Below are 17,828 nucleotides of genomic sequence, written 5' to 3' on the forward strand. Positions count from 1 at the left end.
TACCTCACGCGGCGACGGATGCGGGGAATGCGGACGACTGCTCATCCCAGGCGACATCCTGGGCTTTGAGGAAGTCCTCGACGCGGCCGATATCAAGCCACAGGCCGTTGTGCCTGAATACGTTCACAGGCGCTTCCTCTTCCAGCATCTGGAACATCAGATCATCGAAGCCGAACGGCACGCCCGACGGGATGCGTTCAAGTATTGTGGGATCCATGCAATAGATACCCATGCTGACGAGATGCGCCAGCTCCGGCTTTTCGCGAAATCCGGTGACGCCTCCATTTGTCTCGTCGATCACGCCAAAGTCCATCTTGGTGATACGAGTTGCGGTGGCGATGGTGACGCCGGCGTCATGGCGCCGATGGCTGTGGATGAACTGGTTGAGATTGAGGTCTGTCAGCACATCGCCGTTAAGGACCAGGAATGGTTCATCCAGCTGTTCGCGCAGCAGCGATAACGGGCCGATCGTTCCAAGCGGTTCAACTTCCTGGGTGTAGGTGATGCGCATATTCCACTGATTGCCGTCACCGAAGACGCTGCGGATCAGATGCCCCAGATATCCAGTCGTAATGAAAACGTCTCTGATCCCGTTCCGTCTCAGCCATTTGAGTACGAGTTCGAGCACAGGTCGTGCACCAATCGGCATCAGAGGTTTTGGCAAAATTGATGTGTGCGGACGCAATCGGGTGCCTTTTCCGCCGCACTGAATGACTGCCTTCATCTTGGTCCTCCGGGTTAAGCGTCCTCTAGGTCACTGAAAGCGCAGAACGCTCATTCTTGAGTTTGATCGCCTCAAGTCGCTCGAGCTTACTCTCACCCGCGTTCTCTTCGCGTGACTAACACGGGTTATAACCAGCAAGTGTTAGAAGCTCCGCGTCGGCGTGCAGTTGCCCGTAAGTTGGACGCTAAGCGCCTTGAGGCGGCGATTTCATTGCTCGCCAGTTCCTCGGAAGATCGTGCCGAGGATCCGGGAATATCCTGCGGCCCGGGGGCCCAAAGTAGTGCGAGCGGCTCACGTGCTGATGCTCAGCCCGCTGAAAGCGACCATCCTTACAGAGCAGACCAGACGGCTCTGACTGCGGTCCGGAGGGTTTCATCCAGCGGTCGACTCGTATCGATCCGGATCGCCGTACTTCGGGAAGACTCGGGCTGGCGCTCTAGTTCCCAACGTCGCCGTACAGCCGCGGCATCGGGGCCGCCCTGTTTCACGCGCCGCGCGTCCCTTTCGATCGTCGTCTCGATCGGCGCCTCCAGGCAAAGCAGGAGGTCCGGCTTCGGGAAGCCCGTGTAGAGGATGCGCTCCCGATTCATCAGCCAGCGCTTCAAGGGAGAGTTGCAGTTTGCCAGCGCTGCTTCATCAAAGCAGCAGCTGTCGATGGCTCCCACGCTTTCCGAGGGATACCGATCCGAGATGACGACGGAGCCGGCGCTCGCAGCTCGTAGCGCCCGGCGAAGGAGTTTGCGACGATCGTAGGCAAGGAGAGTCATGCGCAGGACGTACAGCAGCGAATATTGCTTCTCCCGGCGGCGTTCGGGCTTCTGGTATTCTCCGGCGCGCTCCTTCGAGAACAAGAGGCGCGCCGCCGGCACAAGAATACGAGGTAACAGAGTGAGCGCCGTCGCGGGCGGCTTGCCGGCGTGAATCGGCAGCACGTCGAGATGCCCGCCCAGGCGAGTTGCCAGAGCATGAGCGATGGTGGATTTGCCGGTCGCTTTCGGGCCGACGAGCGCAACGATCATCCCGCCCGTCTGAAGCACCAAGTCGCCGCGACGCCGGAACCGCTTAACAAGCAGGGAGAGCACCCGCCAGAGCCGGGAAATGGCTCCAAGCATCGGGCCTAGCCTGCGCAATCCGCGCAGCCGCCGCGCGACGCGCCAGCCAAGGACGACGCGTCGGACCAAGGCGCGCTCGTCCTCGATGGCGTCCAACAGCTTTCGAAACAGAGGAGGGTCGATGCTCGGGAACCAAGCCGCGCAAAGCGCCTCGGCGCGCTCTGTATTTGCTGCCTCGCGCAGCCAGCCCAGCTCCTTCGCAACCGTTCGATAGCGGCGATTGGCCATCAGGATCTCGATCGGGCCTGTGTGCTTGAGCGCGATCCGGAGCGCGAATAGCACGAGCTCCGCTTCGGGTGTCGGGACCCTCACTCCATGCAGGTAGCGCGTCTGCTCCAGCAGAAGCCTTTCGATCGGCAGTCGGTAGTTCTTGACCAAGCTGTCGCCGCTCACGATCTGAAAATAGGCGTGCACATGCACCACCTCGGCGGTTGCCTGGTCGAGGCCCAGCGCGTGGAAGACCCCTGGATGCCCGATGCCGGAGCGCGACTGCGTCAGCTTGAAGCCATGTTCGAGCAAGACTGCGTGGAACTGTCGGGCATCACGTTGGTCGACTAGGAGATCGATATCTTCTGCAGCCGCAAGCGCCGCTTCCAGGCGGACATTGCTTTTCCAGTGACAGTGGCGGATCCCTTTCTGTTCAAGAGAGTTGAAGAGCCTTCGGATGGCCGCTTTGCTCGATATTTCCAATCCCGCTTCGTCCGACTGAGCCGGTGCAGCTTCTCTCGCCCAAGTCGAGGCGTCCAGATTCCCGACCTTTACGGATCCCATCTCGTGACGCATCATACGACCTCCGGCAAAATCAGATCCACAACCTGCCGCGCGCTTCCTCCGGCATGGCTTTCAACGAAGCTTTCAAGCCTGGCATGACGTGCAGGCCTCCGCTGGAAGCCATGCTTCTCGAGCTCCGTCTGAAACGTGTGTGCGAGAGTGGTCTTTCCAACGGTGGGCAGACCAAAAATGTCAACGGTCATCAGTCGATCTTGCTTTCCCCCTCGGGATATACCCCGCGTTCAAGCAGGCCCTCGCCACGCCGCAGCCCTGTCGGGCTACGCCAGGAGCAACCCGCCATGGAGGTCGATCTCGATCATGCGGCCGTCGCTGACGTGCGATTGCCCGTAATCGGCGACAAAGAGATTCAGCTTGCTGGGATCGTCGTTAGGGTCGCTGCTCGGCGCAAGCTCCAGGTCTTTGATGGAGGCCGCCCCGTTGTTAATCTCGTTGCGATACCCGCCGAGCACATCGATGACTTGCACAATCGCGCCGCCGCGATCGACGACCCAAATTTTCGAGCTGAAGCCGCCGCCGACATAGAAGAGGTCCTGGCTGGCGTCATAGGCCAGCGCCTCGGGATCCTTGATTTCTGCGGGCAGCCGGATGGTCGCGAAGACCTGCGTGCCGGTGCTGTCGGTCTCGATGATCGCGTTGCCTAATGGCCCACCCCCGGAACTATTGCCGGTCCCGTTGGCGATAAACAAATGACCGTTGTTCGGATTGACCGCCACGTCCTCCGGGTCGATTACGCCAAGGGACAAGGTATCGAACTCGCCCAGCATGACGCTTGGATTGGCCGGGTCGACCCAAAAAATCCTGGATTGGTCGTCGTCGGAGATGTACAGGCGACCCGTGCTGGAGTCGAAGGCCAGGCCCGTCGGCTCATCGGTGAAGCTCAAAAGGCTGGACGATGCGACGACGGTGCCGTCGGGTTGCAGCGTCCACAGGTTGGTGGTGCGGAAGAACGGGCTCTCCTCGACTTCCGAATCGCTGACGAAGAGTCCCTGTCCGGGCACATAGGCTATTCCAGACGGATCCGTGCTCCCGAGCGCTGCCATGTCGGTGATAGCGACGACGTTGGGGGCGGGCGGTGCGATGGAGCCGACGGCCGAGCTGCTGGCAACGAGCAGCGGCGCGCCGCTGCTCGTGCCGACGGCCGCTTCGAGCTGGAGACTGAAGGATTCGACGGTCTCCGGCAGATCATCGGCGAGCACATCAATCAAGATGGTGGCACTTGTGCTGCCGGCGGGAATCGTCACTTGCCCGTGCGAGACGCCGACAAAGTCGCTCCCGGCCTTTGCCGTGCCATCTATCGTCGAGTAGGTTATAAGCACGTCCTCGTTGGCCGGCGCGGACAGATCGATGGTGAAGGCGACCTTCGCGCCCGCGCGCTCGGGCACCGGGCTCGGCGAGCCATTTGCGCTTGCGGTCGGAAGCCCAGTGGTGACGGTGAAGTCCGCGGCGCTCAGGGTGACGCCCGAGTTGAAGGTCGCCAGCGCGGTGCCACGTACCGCACCCGCACCGTCCGGATCCCACATCAGCGTAAGGGTCGAAGAGGTGAACGAAAACACAAACTGCCCATGACCGGACGACGTGCCTTGCACCGTGCTCGCCGAGCCGGCCACCGCCACGAAGTAGGCGGGATCGAGCACAAGCTTGCCGGTTCCGTCATCAATCAGACCGTGGCCGAGGCTCAGCCCATAGTCGCTTGCATAGATCCCGATACGGTCGCTATCGGCGGCTGAGAAGTCCTTAACCTTGTCGGTGCTCGTCGCGTCGGGAAAGCGGAATACGAACGTGTCCGAACCTGAGCCGCCCCACAGCTCGTCCTTTCCTGCCCCGCCGATGAGGACGTCGTCGCCCCCGTTGCCGTTGAGGACGTCGTTACCAGCCCCTCCGCTCAACACATTGGCCGCATCATTCCCGGTAAGTCTGTTGGCGAGTTCATTGCCTGTCCCGTTGATCGCCTCCGTCCCTTTCAGGGTCAGCTTCTCGATGAACATGGGCAGCGCGTAGGTGATCGTGCTCTCCACCGTGTCGACGCCGCCGTCGTCCACGCCGGGGACGGTCGTCTCGCTCACCACGTCGGCAAGATTGTCCACCCGATAGACATCGTCGCCAGCCTGCCCATACATAACGTCGGCGCCCGTTCCGCCGTCCAGTCGATCGTTTCCTGTCCCGCCATAAAGGATGTCATCGCCATCCTTGCCGTAGAGCCGATCGTTGCCGCCATAACCATAAATCTTATCACGCCTGACGGTGCCGATGAGATCCTCGTCAGCATCGGTTCCGAATATTTCATTGAATTCAGAGACTTTCATTGGGCACCTCTGTCACAATGACGGAACTTTCATCCGAACCGGACGCCAGACCAATTGCTATTCCGGGGCTAGAAGATCTCCTTCAGGGTTACCCCCACACAGACTTCGGAGAAGCGCGGTTCGGGATCGCGTCATTTCGTGCGAGGGACGCTGCTGCGCCGTAACCCGCATCGATAACTCCCGCGATCTTGCCACCGGAAAAGAACGATAGGCCGACGACGCCATATACGACGAAGCTGCGTTACGCCCGATTCATTCGACCCTTCGTCGCGATCACCGTACCCCGTAACTGTCGCCAAGCCATCTCATGCAAATGCACGAAGACTAGCGGAAAATTCCACTCTAGCTTTCGTCAACGTCGTGCAAGCCCGGCTCACCGTCCAGCCGCTGGACCGGGATGATCGAACTCTAAGTGGTTCCGCGCTCCAGTAACCGGAGGACCAAAGATGAAGGCAGTCATTCAGTGCGGCGGAAAAGGCACTCGATTGCGTCCGCACACATCAATTTTGCCAAAACCTCTGATGCCGATTGGTGCACGCCCTGTGCTCGAACTCGTACTCAAATGGCTGAGACGGAACGGGATCAGAGACGTTTTCATTACGACTGGATATCTGGGGCATCTGATCCGCAGCGTCTTTGGTGACGGCAATCAGTGGAATATGCGCATCACCTACACCCAGGAAGTTGAACCGCTTGGAACGATCGGCCCGTTATCGCTGCTGCGCGAACAGCTGGATGAACCATTCCTGGTCCTTAACGGCGATGTGCTGACAGACCTCAATCTCAACCAGTTCATCCACAGCCATCGGCGCCATGACGCCGGCGTCACCATCGCCACCGCAACTCGTATCACCAAGATGGACTTTGGCGTGATCGACGAGACAAATGGAGGCGTCACCGGATTTCGCGAAAAGCCGGAGCTGGCGCATCTCGTCAGCATGGGTATCTATTGCATGGATCCCACAATACTTGAACGCATCCCGTCGGGCGTGCCGTTCGGCTTCGATGATCTGATGTTCCAGATGCTGGAAGAGGAAGCGCCTGTGAACGTATTCAGGCACAACGGCCTGTGGCTTGATATCGGCCGCGTCGAGGACTTCCTCAAAGCCCAGGATGTCGCCTGGGATGAGCAGTCGTCCGCATTCCCCGCATCCGTCGCCGCGTGAGGTAATCCCGCGCGGCCCAAATGCTTCTGCAACATTTCGCTTGGCTCGAACGGGAAGGCATCCACATGCTGTTGGTATCAGAACCGGTACTGGGAGCAGACGAGAAGGCAGCCCTCGCCGCAGTAATCGATAGCGGCTGGGTCACAATGGGCGATCGAGTGCACGAGTTCGGTTCCGGCAGGAGGCCCATCCTGCAGGACGAGCAGCATCAGCGGCCGGCAAATTCGGGAGTGCGGCCTGCACCGGAACGGGCGGCTGACTGGTGGCCCCGCCGCCTCTCGGCAAAGCCAGTCTGGCGAGAGCGAGACTTCATCAGATGACGCTCCGGTTCGGCCACGCCGAAATCGTACTGTGGTGCGCCGCCTTCCTGGCGCTTGCCGTTCCGCGGACCGCCGCAACGGAAACGATCCAGGGGGCGCAACCCGTCCTTGCACCTCGCATGGACCTGCCCGGCTACCTCGTGCCGACCGTCGATACGGCAATAGGAACCACCTTCGTACGTGTGACTTCACCCGAAAGCGCGCTGGGGAACGGATTGGCCTGTAGACGCTCCTACTGCACGCATCGCTATTCCAGCGCGCAAGCCTGGAATGCCGACCAGACGCTGCTCCTGATCGCCAACGGTTGTAACGGCCTGTGCTTCCTCGACGGACAAACATACGCTCCGCTTTTTCAGCGACGCCGCTCCGGCGATGAATGCGAGTGGCATCCCCAGGATTCCGAACTCATGATTTGCGTCGGCGGGCAGCGGATTTCGCACTGGGCTCCGCGAAGCAATCGAGAAGAGGTGATCTTTGATCTGGAGGGATATCGCGGCCTCCGGTTTGGCCCGTCCAAGGGCAATCCGTCATGGGATGGTAACCGGATCGCGGTGCGCGCCATGACCGAGCAGGGAGCGCTTGTCACGTTCGCGGTTGACCTTTCGATTCGTCAGAAATTTCCGGATATCGATTTGGCAGGGATTCCCGGGAAGAACAGCTATTGCAGTATCTCTCCGCTCGGCCAATACATATTCTGCCAACAGGATGGGGTGACGGATCAAGCATTTGTTTTCGGCATCGATGGCAGCCTTATCCAGAGCTGGACCGAGCATCATCGGCCCGGCCATGGCGATATGACAGTCGACGGGGATGGCAGCGAAGTCTACGTCGGCATCAGCAAATCCGATCCCGACAAGTACCACGTGATCAAACGGAGACTCAGCGATGGACTGGTCACTGCGCTGGCTCCATATGGCAAGGCCCAGCATGCCTCGACACGGGCAATACGCCGCCCAGGCTGGGTTATCTTGAGCTATGGCGGCAACCCGCCCGCGTCAGCTCAGCGTCTGCGTGGAGCCCCATTCGCCCAGGAGGTAATTGCACTGAAAATTGACGGCAGCGGGAAGTTTCGACGTGTCGCACACACGGTCAGCGCGCCGTACGACTACCGGAGCGAAACACATGGCTCTCCGTCTCCTGACGGATCGCAGGTCATTTGGTCGAGCAATTGGGGTCAGGCAGGGGGACCGGTTTTCGATTTCGTCTCCCGGCTCGATTGGGATGACCGCGAAGTTCGGCAAGGAGCGGCACAGGGAGGTCGTCCATGAAAAGCAAAAAACACGGCAAGATCTTCGGCCTTATCTCGGCTGTCTTCTGGGCGGGAATTGTTGTGTCCATCAGCAACGAGAACTGCTTCGGAGCCCCGTATAAGCTCGCACCAGGTGACACTGTCGAGGTATCGATCGGCGGTTTGCCCGATCAGCGTAGCCGAGGGCAGATACAGATCGACGGCACCATCGCGCTTCCCGGAGTAGGTACTGTTGAGGTCGCGGGTTTGACTCCGTCCGAAATGCAGAACCGCATCGAAACACTGCTGCAATCAAGGATACTGCGTCATCGCTTGGCCGATGGCCGCGATCAGACGTTCGTCATCAAGCCGGGCGACGTCATCGCAAGCGTTGTGGAATATCGACCGATCTATGTTTCCGGCGATGTGCTAACTCCCGGACAGCAGGCCTATCGGGCTTCGATGACGGTGCGCCAGGCAGTCGCGGTTGCGGGGGGCTTCAGCCTGTTGCGCTCTCGCGGTCATCCCGGCGCCGTTGACCCGGCGGATCTCTTGCGCGACTATGACTCTTTGGCCACGGAGTACGTCAAGGAATATTTCCACGTCGTCCGCATCAATGCGGAACTTGATGGTCGTGATACCTTCGATCAATCCGTGCCAAACGATGTTTCTCTGCCCGCAGTGGTGGTCGATTCTGTGGTGCGGGCGGAGGCGGAGTCCTTGAAGACCTCGCAGGCAGACTTCCGCACGGAAACGCGCTTTCTGCGGGAAGCCGTGGAACAAACGGACGCGCAGTTCGCAAAATTACAGCAGCAGCATGAAGGTGAAGAAAAGGGTGTACAGGCCGATGAGGAAGAACTTCAACGGGTGCAGAAGCTGCTCGGTTCAGGACTCTTGACAAGTCCCCGGGTGACCGAAAACAGACGCGCCCTATTGTTGTCGTCGACGCGCAGCCTGCAGACCAGCGTCGAGATGATGAGGCTGCAGCGTCAGCGCCATGATTTGCGAAGGCAGATCGAACGGGTTGCGAGCCAGCGAACCATCAATCTGCTCAAGGAGCAGAAGGACTCTAACGTTCGACTGGCGGACCTGCGGGTCAGAATGCTGGCGCTGAGCCAGAAACTGCAACCGGTAGGTGGGACAGGAACGCTGCCCGTCGGCACAAGCAAACTGTACCCGGAGGTTACCGTCGTACGAAAGCTTGGCCAGCGATGGGATAGGATTGCCGCATCCGTCGATTTCGATGTAGAGCCCGGCGACGTGATCGAAGTCGCGTTGCGCCCATCAGCGACCGTTACGAAGCTGTCAAATTGACCAAAAGGGGGTACCCACTTCGGACAGCGTTTTTGCCGCCGCCGACGCACCCCCCTTGGTCAAGTTGCGCCTAAAGCCTGAACCGCCTTCCCATCTGAGGCTTCAAATCACCAGCCTGCCTGCGCGCACTCGGCTGCTTCGCTGCCCGGGGTCAACGGGGTTACCTCCCATTGAACATTTACAGGACCCGGTGAAATTGGAATCGTCCTTGTTCGGACCAATTTCCGCGACCAGCGCACTGGGAAGCAAAAATGTTGAATCTTAGCCAGAGTGCTACATTGCCCACGATCGCTTTGCATCATCGGTCTACCGAATCGGTATTCAATATCTCGAATCGTGCTCCTCCCATCATTTCGGACATCGATGACAAGCGGAGCGATCTGCCTGCCCTCTTAGCGCGCATTGGCTGTGGCCAGGTCTGGATCAGGCGCGGCTGCATTATTGAAGTCAGCGCAACCGGCCGCGCAATGTTGGAGCGCGAATGCAGGCACGTTGCCGGACGCGAAACACTTTATGGGGCCGTAAAGCAGCTGATAAATCGAGCGGGCGCGCAAATTCCTATCGGCTCTACATCATGGCTGGTGACTTCCTCCAGGGAGGGAATCACCACGCTTGTAAAGCAGATCGCGAATGCGTGGACCGATGGAACGAGCGCACTCATCCTGCTCGATCTCGACGCTCACCCGGAGCCTTCTCCTCGGACGCTGCAATGCTTGTTCGGCCTCACAGCCGCGGAAACTCAGCTCGCAGTCGAATTGGCGCGAGGACGCAATTTGCTCGACATTGCGCGCTCCCGACGGCTGAGCCGAACGACAATACGCACACAGTTGGGCGCCTTGTTCGTTAAGACACAGACGCGGCGGCAGGCTGACCTCGTCGCGCTGCTGGGACGTATCGCTATCTTACCGTAGAGCTGGGCGAGGTACCTCGACCGGCGGTTTGGCATTCTCGCGGCCTACCCATTCAGAGCGCGCACGGCAACAGCCCGTTAGTTTTCGAGATTTCTGAAGCAGTTCTTTTCGCCAATCTCGTCGATGGATCATTCAAATAAATGAAGACAGCTCTTCGTCGCCCCTTAAGCTCACCCGATCCGCACATCCTTCAGGAAAGCGGCCGACGTTCGTACTATCTCCGGTTTCGGCGAAGTTGCATCCGAGACCGAAAGGAAACAGCATGACGCTGCACTTGCTTTGCGTGGGAGGCGAGGATCACGCGCTGCGGATTCCCTTTCTGACTGCTCTGCAAAACCGCGGCTTGCGAGTGAGTGCAGCCGGCACCGGTGCCGGGTTTCCGTTCGCAAAAAATGGCATTCAGTACCATCGTTACCAGTTTGACAGATTCCATGCGCGCTTTGCCGACCGGATCGCCGTCGGTCAGCTCTCGCAACTGGTGCACCGCGTTCAGCCGGATATCGTTCAGACGTTCGATACAAAGCCAAATCTTCTTGCGCCTCTGGCGCTTCGGGGCGCGGTTCCCGTGGTGCGCACCATCAATGGAATGGGGTGGGTCTTTTCCTCGACAGACCTGAAAGCCCTGGCATTTCGGCCCGCCTATCTGGCGTTGCAGCGGTTGACCGCCTGCTGGACCGCAGCGACGGTATTCCAGAACAAGGCCGATAGCGACTTCTTCCGCCGCTACCATCTGCTTGGAAATGGTTCGTCCGTTGTCATCGGAAGCTCAGGAATCGATGTCAAGGCTTTCGAGACAGCACGGGCGGAGACGGGTAGCATCTCCCAGCTTCGCTCCGAGCTCGGGTTGGGAAACGCCGAAATCGTCCTTACCGTGAGCCGTTTAACCGTACAGAAGGGCATCCCAACCCTTCTGGATGCGGCGAGAATTGTCCACGAAGCGCGACCTGGTGTTCGCTTCGTGCTCGTTGGCCCTCGCGAGAGCGAGGGACCGTTTGCCGTAGATCAGGCATTGATCGAGCGACATGCATCGTACGTGATCGCGCCCGGTGCGAGATCGGATGTTCCGGCCATTCTCGGCATTGCAGACGTCTTTGCCTTTCCGACTGAGTATCGCGAAGGAATCCCGCGCGTTCTCCTGGAAGCCGGCCTGGCCGGTGTGCCGATCGTGGCCACGCGAATGCCCGGCTGTGATGACGTCGTGGCGGAGAGCTGGAATGGTTATATGGTTCCACCGCGCGACCCGCGCGCGCTCGCTGCCGCCATCCTTGATCTTCTTAGAGATCCCGCTCGTGCCAGAACTATGGGGCAGCGCTCCACTGAGCTTGTGCGTCGTGAATTCGATCTGAACGTCGTAGCCGACCGTTACACCGATCTTTACGTGCGACTGCTTTCAGTCGGCAGTCTAAGCGATGACCGAGCGGCGCGGAAGAACAGCAGTGAAGTACAATGATCGGCAGTCCGCTTCTTGCCCTTAGTCTTGTACTCACGACAGCTTCACAGCTGCGGGTTCCCGGTGTCCCGCTCGGGCTTGGCGAGGTCTGCCTCGGCCTATGGCTCGGCCTCGCATTATTGCACGTTCTAACGAGCGACCGCATCTCGAGTCCCAGAGCCTTGCTCCGGCTAGGCACATTCTGGATTTGCTTTGCGTTCAGCCTCAGCGTCGGGACATGTCAGGCTTTATTGTTCCAGAAGCTGGACCCAGGCTCGATGCTGCATGACACCTTCGCCTATCTCGTGGTTGCAGCTCTCAGTTGTCTCGTGGCAGCGACAGCGAAGGCTGACTGCGCGCTGCGCCGACTGCAATGGTTGCTGATTGCATTCTGGAACGTCTCCTTGGTCATGCAAATTGCCCTGGGCTGGGGGGTCATCCGCCTGCCATCGGTTGATCCATGGTTCTGGGAACGGTTTCGCGGCTGGTCGGAGAACCCCAATCAGCTGGCGCTCTATTGCGCTCTTTTGGCAGCGCTATCGCTTCACCTTGCTCTTTCAGCGAAGGGATTTGGCCGGCTCGCCGCATTACTGAGCTGCTTGCTATCACTGGTCGTCGGCCGGCTCACCAGGAGCGATACTTTTTTGGGTGCGATGGTGCTTTGCACGGCGGTGCTTCTTGTGCTGCGCTTATGGAGGTGGTTGACCTCACCGGAGCACAGATACAGCCTACGATTTGCAGCAGCGATGCTTATCGTCGTCGCTGCCGTTCCCCTGTCGCTTTCGCTGACGCCGTATGCGGTAGCGACCGCCGATGACGTGGAGAGCCTGGCGGCCAGCATGACGAAAGATCATGGTGGCGAGGGAACGATGCGTACCGCGGCCCTACGGCTGTATCTTTGGCAAAACGCGCTGAAGCTCGGGTTGGAATCTGGATCGCTCGGGCTTGGACCAGGACCTCATCTTTGGAGGCCGAAGATTGCTGACGACGATGATCGGCCCTTTACGCGTCCTTTCGAAGCTCACAACACCGTGCTTGACATATTTACGCAAGGCGGCCTGCTCGGCGTGATTGCTCTTTATGGCCTCTTCGCCGGCACTTTCCTGCTCGTACTACGCGCAAAGCTTGACGCGCTGGCTGTAATGATAGTTGCGCTCGTCTTTTTCAGCATGACTCATTTTATTCCACGCCATCCGATCGTGTGGTTCGCGCTTGCTGTCAGCCTGATCCTCGGTCTGGAGCGGGCTCCGTCGCCAAGCGCGCGCATTGGAACTTGAACCATGTGTGAGATCGGCAGGATAGTTCAGACTCTGTGGCGAGCGCGGTAGAGGGAGCGCATCATGGACGCGTTGACAGGCAAACGGAGTCGATCCCTGACCGTTGATCCAGAAGAATGGTCAGGAAGCGAATCGAATCCGGCACGACGGTCCCCGCCTTCAGACGATGCCGTCCAATCGGTGAAACAGGTGCTGGACAGCATCCGGAAATACAAGCCGTTTATCGTCAAGATGATTGTCGCGGGGGTGCTGCTCGCCGTGGCTGCCAGCATTCTGATGTCGCGCTCCTACACGGCGACGACACAGCTCGCGGTAAACGTTCGAAACCCTGGCCCACCCGACGCTGCCGGCTCCAGCGGGGAGGCGCCGAGTGCCGGGAACGAGGATACTGCCATCGATACCCACATCACGGTCTTGTTGTCCGACGCCTACCTACTGCGACTTCTGCCCCCGCTGAGGGAGCTCGATGCTGCACGGTACGACAACGTGGGACCCCCGCCATGGACAAAGCGCGTGAGAGCGCTCTTCCGTCCCGCATGGTCAAAGATCCGGACGTTGCTCGCTATCACCGAACATCCCGATGGCGAAGCATTAGCTGCCTTAAGGGGCCGTCTGATGGTCGGACGGGAGCGCCGATCCAGGATCATCAGCGTTTTGTTCACGGACCGCGATCCGAAGCGGGCGGCGGAAGTCGCCAACTTGATAGCACGATCCTATGTCGATGAACTCGCCCGTCAAAAGCAGACCAATGAGGCGAACACCCTTAACGCAGTCGCCGTTGTTCAGCGCGAGCTGTCCAAGATAAAGACGGAATTGGATGCTAGCCGTCTTGGCCAGAGTTCACCGTCCCGGATCGCCGCCCTCGAGTGGCAGATGACGACGTTGGCACAGCAGTTTGAAATGTTGCTGCGCCGCCGGCAGGAAGTGATTGCGAAGGGCCTCGCCATAGAATCAGAGGTGAGCGTGGTAGCACATGCCTCGCCGCCAGAGCTTCCCACTTCCTTGAATCCTCTGTTTCTCATTCCTCCCACTACGATTGCCTTCGCCTTGTTTGCGTGCCTGATCGCAGTTGTCCGTAATCGCTTTGATCGAACTCTGCATACCGAGCCGGAAGTCGTAGAAGCGCTGCGCATTCCGTGCGCCGGGCTAATACCGTCGATCCCTCGCGGGCTGAGCAGAAAGCCTCTGGAGATACTGAAGCAACCCGCGACCGAGTACATGAGATCAATTCGCTCGATGGTCGTATCTTTACTTGCTTCTGATCCAACAACCCCGCGGTCGCAGCAAATTGCCCTCGTGACGTCCAGTGCTCGCGGAGAGGGAAAGACCGCGATTTCGTGGAGCCTTGGCTATTGCGCTGCACAGCTGGGACGACGCGTTCTACTCCTGGATTTGGGCCATGTGTTCCGTCGACCGGGTGACGACACCACGGATCTGTTCGGCATGTTGGCGCATGACCAGCCGCCTGCACATGCAATCCAGCATATCCAGGAGTTGGGCATTGACTATTTGCCAGCAGGGTTCTCTGACGGAAATCGTCATTGGATGCTGGCAAGTCCGAAGGTCTCCTCGCTACTCGAACAGTTGCGAGACGCCTATGATTTCGTGGTGATCGACGCTCCCGCGTTGCAGGAGGCGCCTGAAGTCGGCCTTCTAGTGCGTTGGACGGACCATGTCTTGCTTGCTGTTCGCGCTGGACGCACTAATCGAGACATAGCGCAGACGAATCTGCAACTGCTTGCCCGAGCGGAGCATTCCAACGTCGAGGCCAAATTCTGGTCAGTCCTGGTACGCCGACATCCGTCAGAGCACGACCATCTCGATGTGAAAAAGCACCGCGTATCAGCCTTGATAAGCCGCTACCGTCAGTTAGGGGCCGCGGTCCGCCGATGGATAAGGATTAAACCCGCAATCGACGTTGCCGGTCCTGCACAGCCCAATGTCAAGCCTCAAGATAAGTTTAGCAAGCGACCGAGGAACGCATGATCATCGAGGCATTCGGTCCACCAGGCGCAGGAAAAACAACGTTTAGCCGAGCGCTAGCTCAGCGCCTGCGCCAGCGCGGATACACGGTCGATCTCATCGTTTTCCCTCGGCTAAAGAGTGAGTTCTTGAGCCGCGGCGGATTTCTCCCAGCGCTGTTACGCGCCATCTCCGCCATTTTCGTTGCCATCGCGATTCTGTGCCGGCCCATCTCAAATGGTCCAGGATTGCGTCTCGCTCGTGATCTGCTCCGCCTGATGCCGCCGGCTAGTCCGGCTTGGTGGATCAGAATCAGTCAATACGTCGTCAGGTTTTCGTGCGCGTGGAATGACCCACACAAGCCCGATCGCATCGTATTGTTCGATCAGGGCTTTGTTCAAGCTGTTTGCAGCTTGGCGCTGCATAGCCGGGCAGATCAAACGACGATCGCTCAGGCAATTAGCATGCGGAGGCGGCCGGACCTGCTGATTCGATTCGACGCTCCAAAAGAGCTGTTGGAACAGCGGCTCCGTCAGAGATCAGGTCGAAAGTCGTTCGTGGAGAAATGGCTGGACCGCGATGTGCGAACATTTCTCAAGATGAAGCCCATTACCGATTACGTTGGTTCGCTGCTGGCGACCGAAGATCGGCGAATGATTTCTGTCAACTCACTCGATCCGACGCTCATGCGCAATGCTCTCGATCTCGTCGAGGAGGAGATCGCGGCCAGATTCGGGGAGCCTCCAGCGACCGTGTTGCAATCTAGCCCGGAGCGCGAGCAATTCGACTATCCTAGCGAAGAACCCGCGCCATCTTCCAAGAATCCTGGGATTTCGACTGCCGCTCAGTCCGAAACAGACCTTACCGATCGTTTAGCGAGAGCGAGCCTGTGGTCGTTTCTGATTTATGTTGGCGGTGCCGGGCTGACGGGTCTGGCACAGCTTGTGATAGCTCGAACGATTGGAGCGACGAGCTACGGCATCTATTCCTACGTCTTGGCCTGGATGACCCTTCTCTCCTACGTCGCAACGCTCGGATTTAGCATGGTGCTGCTGCGATTCGTGCCGGCCTATAGCGCAAAGGAACGATGGCCGTTGGCGCGCGGCGTTATCCGATTTGCATTCCAGCGCTCGTTCTTGGTCGCCATGGCAATCGCAATCTGCGGTATCGCTATCGTGTTGTCGCTTGCGCAGAACGTCTGGCACGAGATGACCATCAGTCTCGCAATAGGCTTGGCAACCGTACCCCTGGTCGCGCTCTATGTGCTTAGTGGAGCTACGGTGCGCGCGTTTGGTGGCGTGATTTCGGCGATTGCCCCCGAGCGCCTGGGCCGCGACGGCCTCATGCTTGCGATCGTCCTGCTCGTCGCAGCGTTCAGCGTCACACCGCCGGATGCCACAACAGTTCTGAGCGCATTGATGATAAGCTCTGTGGTCACGGCTGGCCTCCTCCTGCGGAGCATTCTCAAGCTGTGGCCGCCGCAATTGCGATCTGCGGAGCCTGCCTATGCTCCGGGCGACTGGTGGCACCTCGCGTTTCCCGTCATGATAATGACAGGACTGGACGTTCTCCTTAGCCGCGCCGGCCTGATCCTTTTGGTTTGGGCCGGTGACACCCATGCGGCAGGCATCTTCGCGCTGGGGCTGAATTTGGCCCTCTTGCTAATCCTCCCTCGCATGGCGGTAGGGACATTCTTTTCGCCGAATGTCTCGAGGCTTCACGCCAACCAGGATGAGGACGCGCTTCAAAGACTGTTTGCCCGAGCGACCGTCCTATCGGTTGCTGGAACGATAGTGCTGGCGCTGCCACTGTTGTTGCTGACAGAGCCACTGTTGCGATTCTTCGGAGATGAGTTCGTCGCAGCAGCTCCAATTACCCAGGTTCTTATCGCAGGACAGATCTTTGCCGCTGCAATGGGTCCGCAGCAGAATCTTTTGACCATGACCGGGCGCGAACGGGTAGCTGCCGCGCTTATGCTGATGGGGGTCATCGTAAACGTCTTCGGTTGCGCGATCGGCATAGCCTTATATGGAGCAATGGGGGCAGCAGTTGCCACGGCTGCGACCAACGTCATTTGGAGTGGGGCAATGGCGATCTACATTTCCAAACGCGTCAATATGACCGCCGGACTGCACTTTGCTATCGTCGAGTTTTGGTCGAGTCGCCGCCATGCGGTCTCATGAACTTGACCCGGGGCCGCAAGAACTGAAGCGAAGTCCCGTGCGCTCGTTCCGAACGAATCAAGGCGAACAACGAATGGCGAGTGCCGACGGAGGCGTCGTACCTGATAATGGGTTTCGCCGGTTCGGCGACCCCAGCTCGCGCCGGGCATGCCGGCGGAAGTCGTTGTGCAGATCGGAACTCGCACGATAGTAAACTAGTTGCTGCAACCGATGATCGATTGGGCGGGTGTCGAGCGCTAAATCAGTCGCAAGTCCAGCCACGCAGATCGCTTGTCTGTTCTCTCCGTTCTACTCAAGGGGCTGCGGAACGTCGATCGCCGTTGCGTCTGACAAGGTCGATCTCTCTCGCTGAAACTCAGGGCCGTAGATAGGCCCAACCTCGCTCTTGCAGCTCCATGAGCCGCACCACTCCCGATTCGGTGACCTTCGCCTGAGCGACGAGAGGGATCTCTTTGGCCTCAACTTTTGTCATGTTTTCGCGGGTATTTCCGCATGCGGAAAAGCTGAGCCCTGGCATGCTTTCACTCATAGACGTGATGCGTGCTTTAACGGGAGAAGTGTCGTCTCGCAGCATGTGCAGTCCAGGTCCAAAGGCTACCACCTCGATCTCAACCTTCTGGCCGAGTTCGCTGTAGTGACGCGCTGCATTGCTTACGTTGTTGAGAGCGAGATTCATGATTGCGGGGTCATTGACGTTGACCTGTACAGCCAGCCGATGGGGCTGCGATCGAGTGGCGGTGTCGGTGATCTTGGCCTTAGCATTGGCTTTGGCAACGCTGACTTTGGCAGCATTGAGTGTCGAAGAAGTGTTGCTCTGTGCAGAACGGCCGATTTGGGTGCTCATCACCAGGATAAACCCAATGGAGGCAATGGCGGCGGTGAAGGTGACGCATGATCTGTTCATGTTGTTTTCCCTGCGTGCGTGAGGGGGGTCGGCTCAAGTGTCGCCACAGCCTAGTCAGGCGTGGTTAGGCGGGTCAAGAATCGTTCAGAGCAAGCGCACGTAATCAACTTAATTGCCGTAGGTGGGTGCATTTACCTCGTTGTGATTACCTCCATTGCAACATCGACAAGCGGCCGACGTAGGTTGTGTCATGACAAGAAAAT

13 protein-coding genes are annotated in these 17,828 nt (G+C 58.9%); 8 read left to right on the top strand and 5 right to left on the bottom strand.

All coding sequences use genetic code 11. The annotated features are described in order from the left end of the window. Window positions 1-4 precede the first annotated feature (4 nt). The 4 genes from LMTR13_RS08880 to LMTR13_RS08895 all read right to left on the bottom strand — a co-directional run bounded on the left by LMTR13_RS08880 (window position 5) and on the right by LMTR13_RS08895 (window position 4,931). Window positions 5-724, bottom strand: coding sequence for a nucleotidyltransferase family protein (locus LMTR13_RS08880; RefSeq protein WP_065727548.1), 720 nt, complete (start codon window positions 722-724; stop codon window positions 5-7). Between the two features lie 329 nt (window positions 725-1,053). Beyond that, window positions 1,054-2,619, bottom strand: coding sequence for a hypothetical protein (locus LMTR13_RS08885; protein WP_197521046.1), 1,566 nt, complete (start codon window positions 2,617-2,619; stop codon window positions 1,054-1,056). Beyond that, window positions 2,619-2,810 carry a hypothetical protein gene (locus LMTR13_RS08890; RefSeq protein WP_065727550.1) on the bottom strand — a complete coding sequence of 64 codons (192 nt, stop codon included), beginning with the start codon at window positions 2,808-2,810 and terminating at the stop codon, window positions 2,619-2,621. The genes LMTR13_RS08885 and LMTR13_RS08890 overlap by 1 nt, the downstream gene beginning before the upstream one ends. Before the next feature lie 75 nt (window positions 2,811-2,885). Beyond that, window positions 2,886-4,931 (bottom strand): Calx-beta domain-containing protein, encoded by a 2,046-nt coding sequence (locus LMTR13_RS08895; RefSeq protein ID WP_065727551.1) that lies wholly within the window; start codon window positions 4,929-4,931, stop codon window positions 2,886-2,888. Between the two features lie 446 nt (window positions 4,932-5,377). Between LMTR13_RS08895 and LMTR13_RS08900 the strand changes: the two genes are divergently transcribed. The 8 genes from LMTR13_RS08900 (at window position 5,378) to LMTR13_RS08940 (ending at window position 16,721) form a co-directional block, all read left to right on the top strand. Then, a complete protein-coding gene (locus tag LMTR13_RS08900; protein ID WP_065727548.1) occupies window positions 5,378-6,097 on the top strand; it encodes a nucleotidyltransferase family protein in 720 nt (239 codons plus the stop codon). A 316-nt stretch (window positions 6,098-6,413) separates the two neighbouring features. Beyond that, entirely contained in the window at window positions 6,414-7,685 is a 1,272-nt protein-coding gene (locus tag LMTR13_RS08910; protein WP_065727553.1) for a hypothetical protein, read from the top strand. Then, window positions 7,682-8,959 carry a polysaccharide biosynthesis/export family protein gene (locus LMTR13_RS08915; RefSeq protein ID WP_065727554.1) on the top strand — a complete coding sequence of 426 codons (1,278 nt, stop codon included), beginning with the start codon at window positions 7,682-7,684 and terminating at the stop codon, window positions 8,957-8,959. Before LMTR13_RS08910 ends, LMTR13_RS08915 begins: the two co-directional genes overlap by 4 nt. 251 nt (window positions 8,960-9,210) lie before the next feature. Continuing rightward, complete coding sequence (locus tag LMTR13_RS08920; protein ID WP_083218924.1) at window positions 9,211-9,870, top strand: helix-turn-helix transcriptional regulator; 660 nt, start codon at window positions 9,211-9,213, stop codon at window positions 9,868-9,870. 262 nt (window positions 9,871-10,132) lie between these two features. Continuing rightward, complete coding sequence (locus LMTR13_RS08925; protein WP_065727555.1) at window positions 10,133-11,320, top strand: glycosyltransferase; 1,188 nt, start codon at window positions 10,133-10,135, stop codon at window positions 11,318-11,320. 257 nt (window positions 11,321-11,577) lie between these two features. Continuing rightward, window positions 11,578-12,576, top strand: coding sequence for an O-antigen ligase family protein (locus LMTR13_RS08930; RefSeq protein WP_197521047.1), 999 nt, complete (start codon window positions 11,578-11,580; stop codon window positions 12,574-12,576). A gap of 63 nt (window positions 12,577-12,639) precedes the next feature. After that, window positions 12,640-14,562: a tyrosine-protein kinase domain-containing protein gene (locus tag LMTR13_RS08935; protein ID WP_083218925.1), complete on the top strand. Its 1,923-nt coding sequence runs from the start codon at window positions 12,640-12,642 to the stop codon at window positions 14,560-14,562. Next, complete coding sequence (locus tag LMTR13_RS08940) at window positions 14,559-16,721, top strand: polysaccharide biosynthesis C-terminal domain-containing protein (protein WP_065727558.1); 2,163 nt, start codon at window positions 14,559-14,561, stop codon at window positions 16,719-16,721. Before LMTR13_RS08935 ends, LMTR13_RS08940 begins: the two co-directional genes overlap by 4 nt. 355 nt (window positions 16,722-17,076) lie before the next feature. On the opposite strand, the gene LMTR13_RS08945 is transcribed toward LMTR13_RS08940, so the two are convergent. Further along, window positions 17,077-17,625: a DsrE family protein gene (locus tag LMTR13_RS08945; RefSeq protein WP_065727559.1), complete on the bottom strand. Its 549-nt coding sequence runs from the start codon at window positions 17,623-17,625 to the stop codon at window positions 17,077-17,079. Between the last annotated feature and the right edge of the window lie 203 nt (window positions 17,626-17,828).

It is taken from the genome of Bradyrhizobium icense, from assembly GCF_001693385.1.
Lineage (GTDB): Bacteria > Pseudomonadota > Alphaproteobacteria > Rhizobiales > Xanthobacteraceae > Bradyrhizobium > Bradyrhizobium icense.

Bases quoted from the DNA above. Each gene is read 5' to 3' on its own strand.
- LMTR13_RS08945 (WP_065727559.1), bottom strand. From the start codon at position 17,625: ATGAACAGATCATGCGTCACCTTCACCGCCGCCATTGCCTCCATTGGG.
- LMTR13_RS08940 (WP_065727558.1), top strand. From the start codon at position 14,559: ATGATCATCGAGGCATTCGGTCCACCAGGCGCAGGAAAAACAACGTTT.
- LMTR13_RS08885 (WP_197521046.1), bottom strand. From the start codon at position 2,619: ATGCGTCACGAGATGGGATCCGTAAAGGTCGGGAATCTGGACGCCTCG.
- LMTR13_RS08925 (WP_065727555.1), top strand. From the start codon at position 10,133: ATGACGCTGCACTTGCTTTGCGTGGGAGGCGAGGATCACGCGCTGCGG.
- LMTR13_RS08895 (WP_065727551.1), bottom strand. From the start codon at position 4,931: ATGAAAGTCTCTGAATTCAATGAAATATTCGGAACCGATGCTGACGAG.
- LMTR13_RS08890 (WP_065727550.1), bottom strand. From the start codon at position 2,810: ATGACCGTTGACATTTTTGGTCTGCCCACCGTTGGAAAGACCACTCTC.
- LMTR13_RS08930 (WP_197521047.1), top strand. From the start codon at position 11,578: ATGCTGCATGACACCTTCGCCTATCTCGTGGTTGCAGCTCTCAGTTGT.
- LMTR13_RS08880 (WP_065727548.1), bottom strand. From the start codon at position 724: ATGAAGGCAGTCATTCAGTGCGGCGGAAAAGGCACCCGATTGCGTCCG.
- LMTR13_RS08920 (WP_083218924.1), top strand. From the start codon at position 9,211: ATGTTGAATCTTAGCCAGAGTGCTACATTGCCCACGATCGCTTTGCAT.
- LMTR13_RS08910 (WP_065727553.1), top strand. From the start codon at position 6,414: ATGACGCTCCGGTTCGGCCACGCCGAAATCGTACTGTGGTGCGCCGCC.
- LMTR13_RS08900 (WP_065727548.1), top strand. From the start codon at position 5,378: ATGAAGGCAGTCATTCAGTGCGGCGGAAAAGGCACTCGATTGCGTCCG.
- LMTR13_RS08935 (WP_083218925.1), top strand. From the start codon at position 12,640: ATGGACGCGTTGACAGGCAAACGGAGTCGATCCCTGACCGTTGATCCA.
- LMTR13_RS08915 (WP_065727554.1), top strand. From the start codon at position 7,682: ATGAAAAGCAAAAAACACGGCAAGATCTTCGGCCTTATCTCGGCTGTC.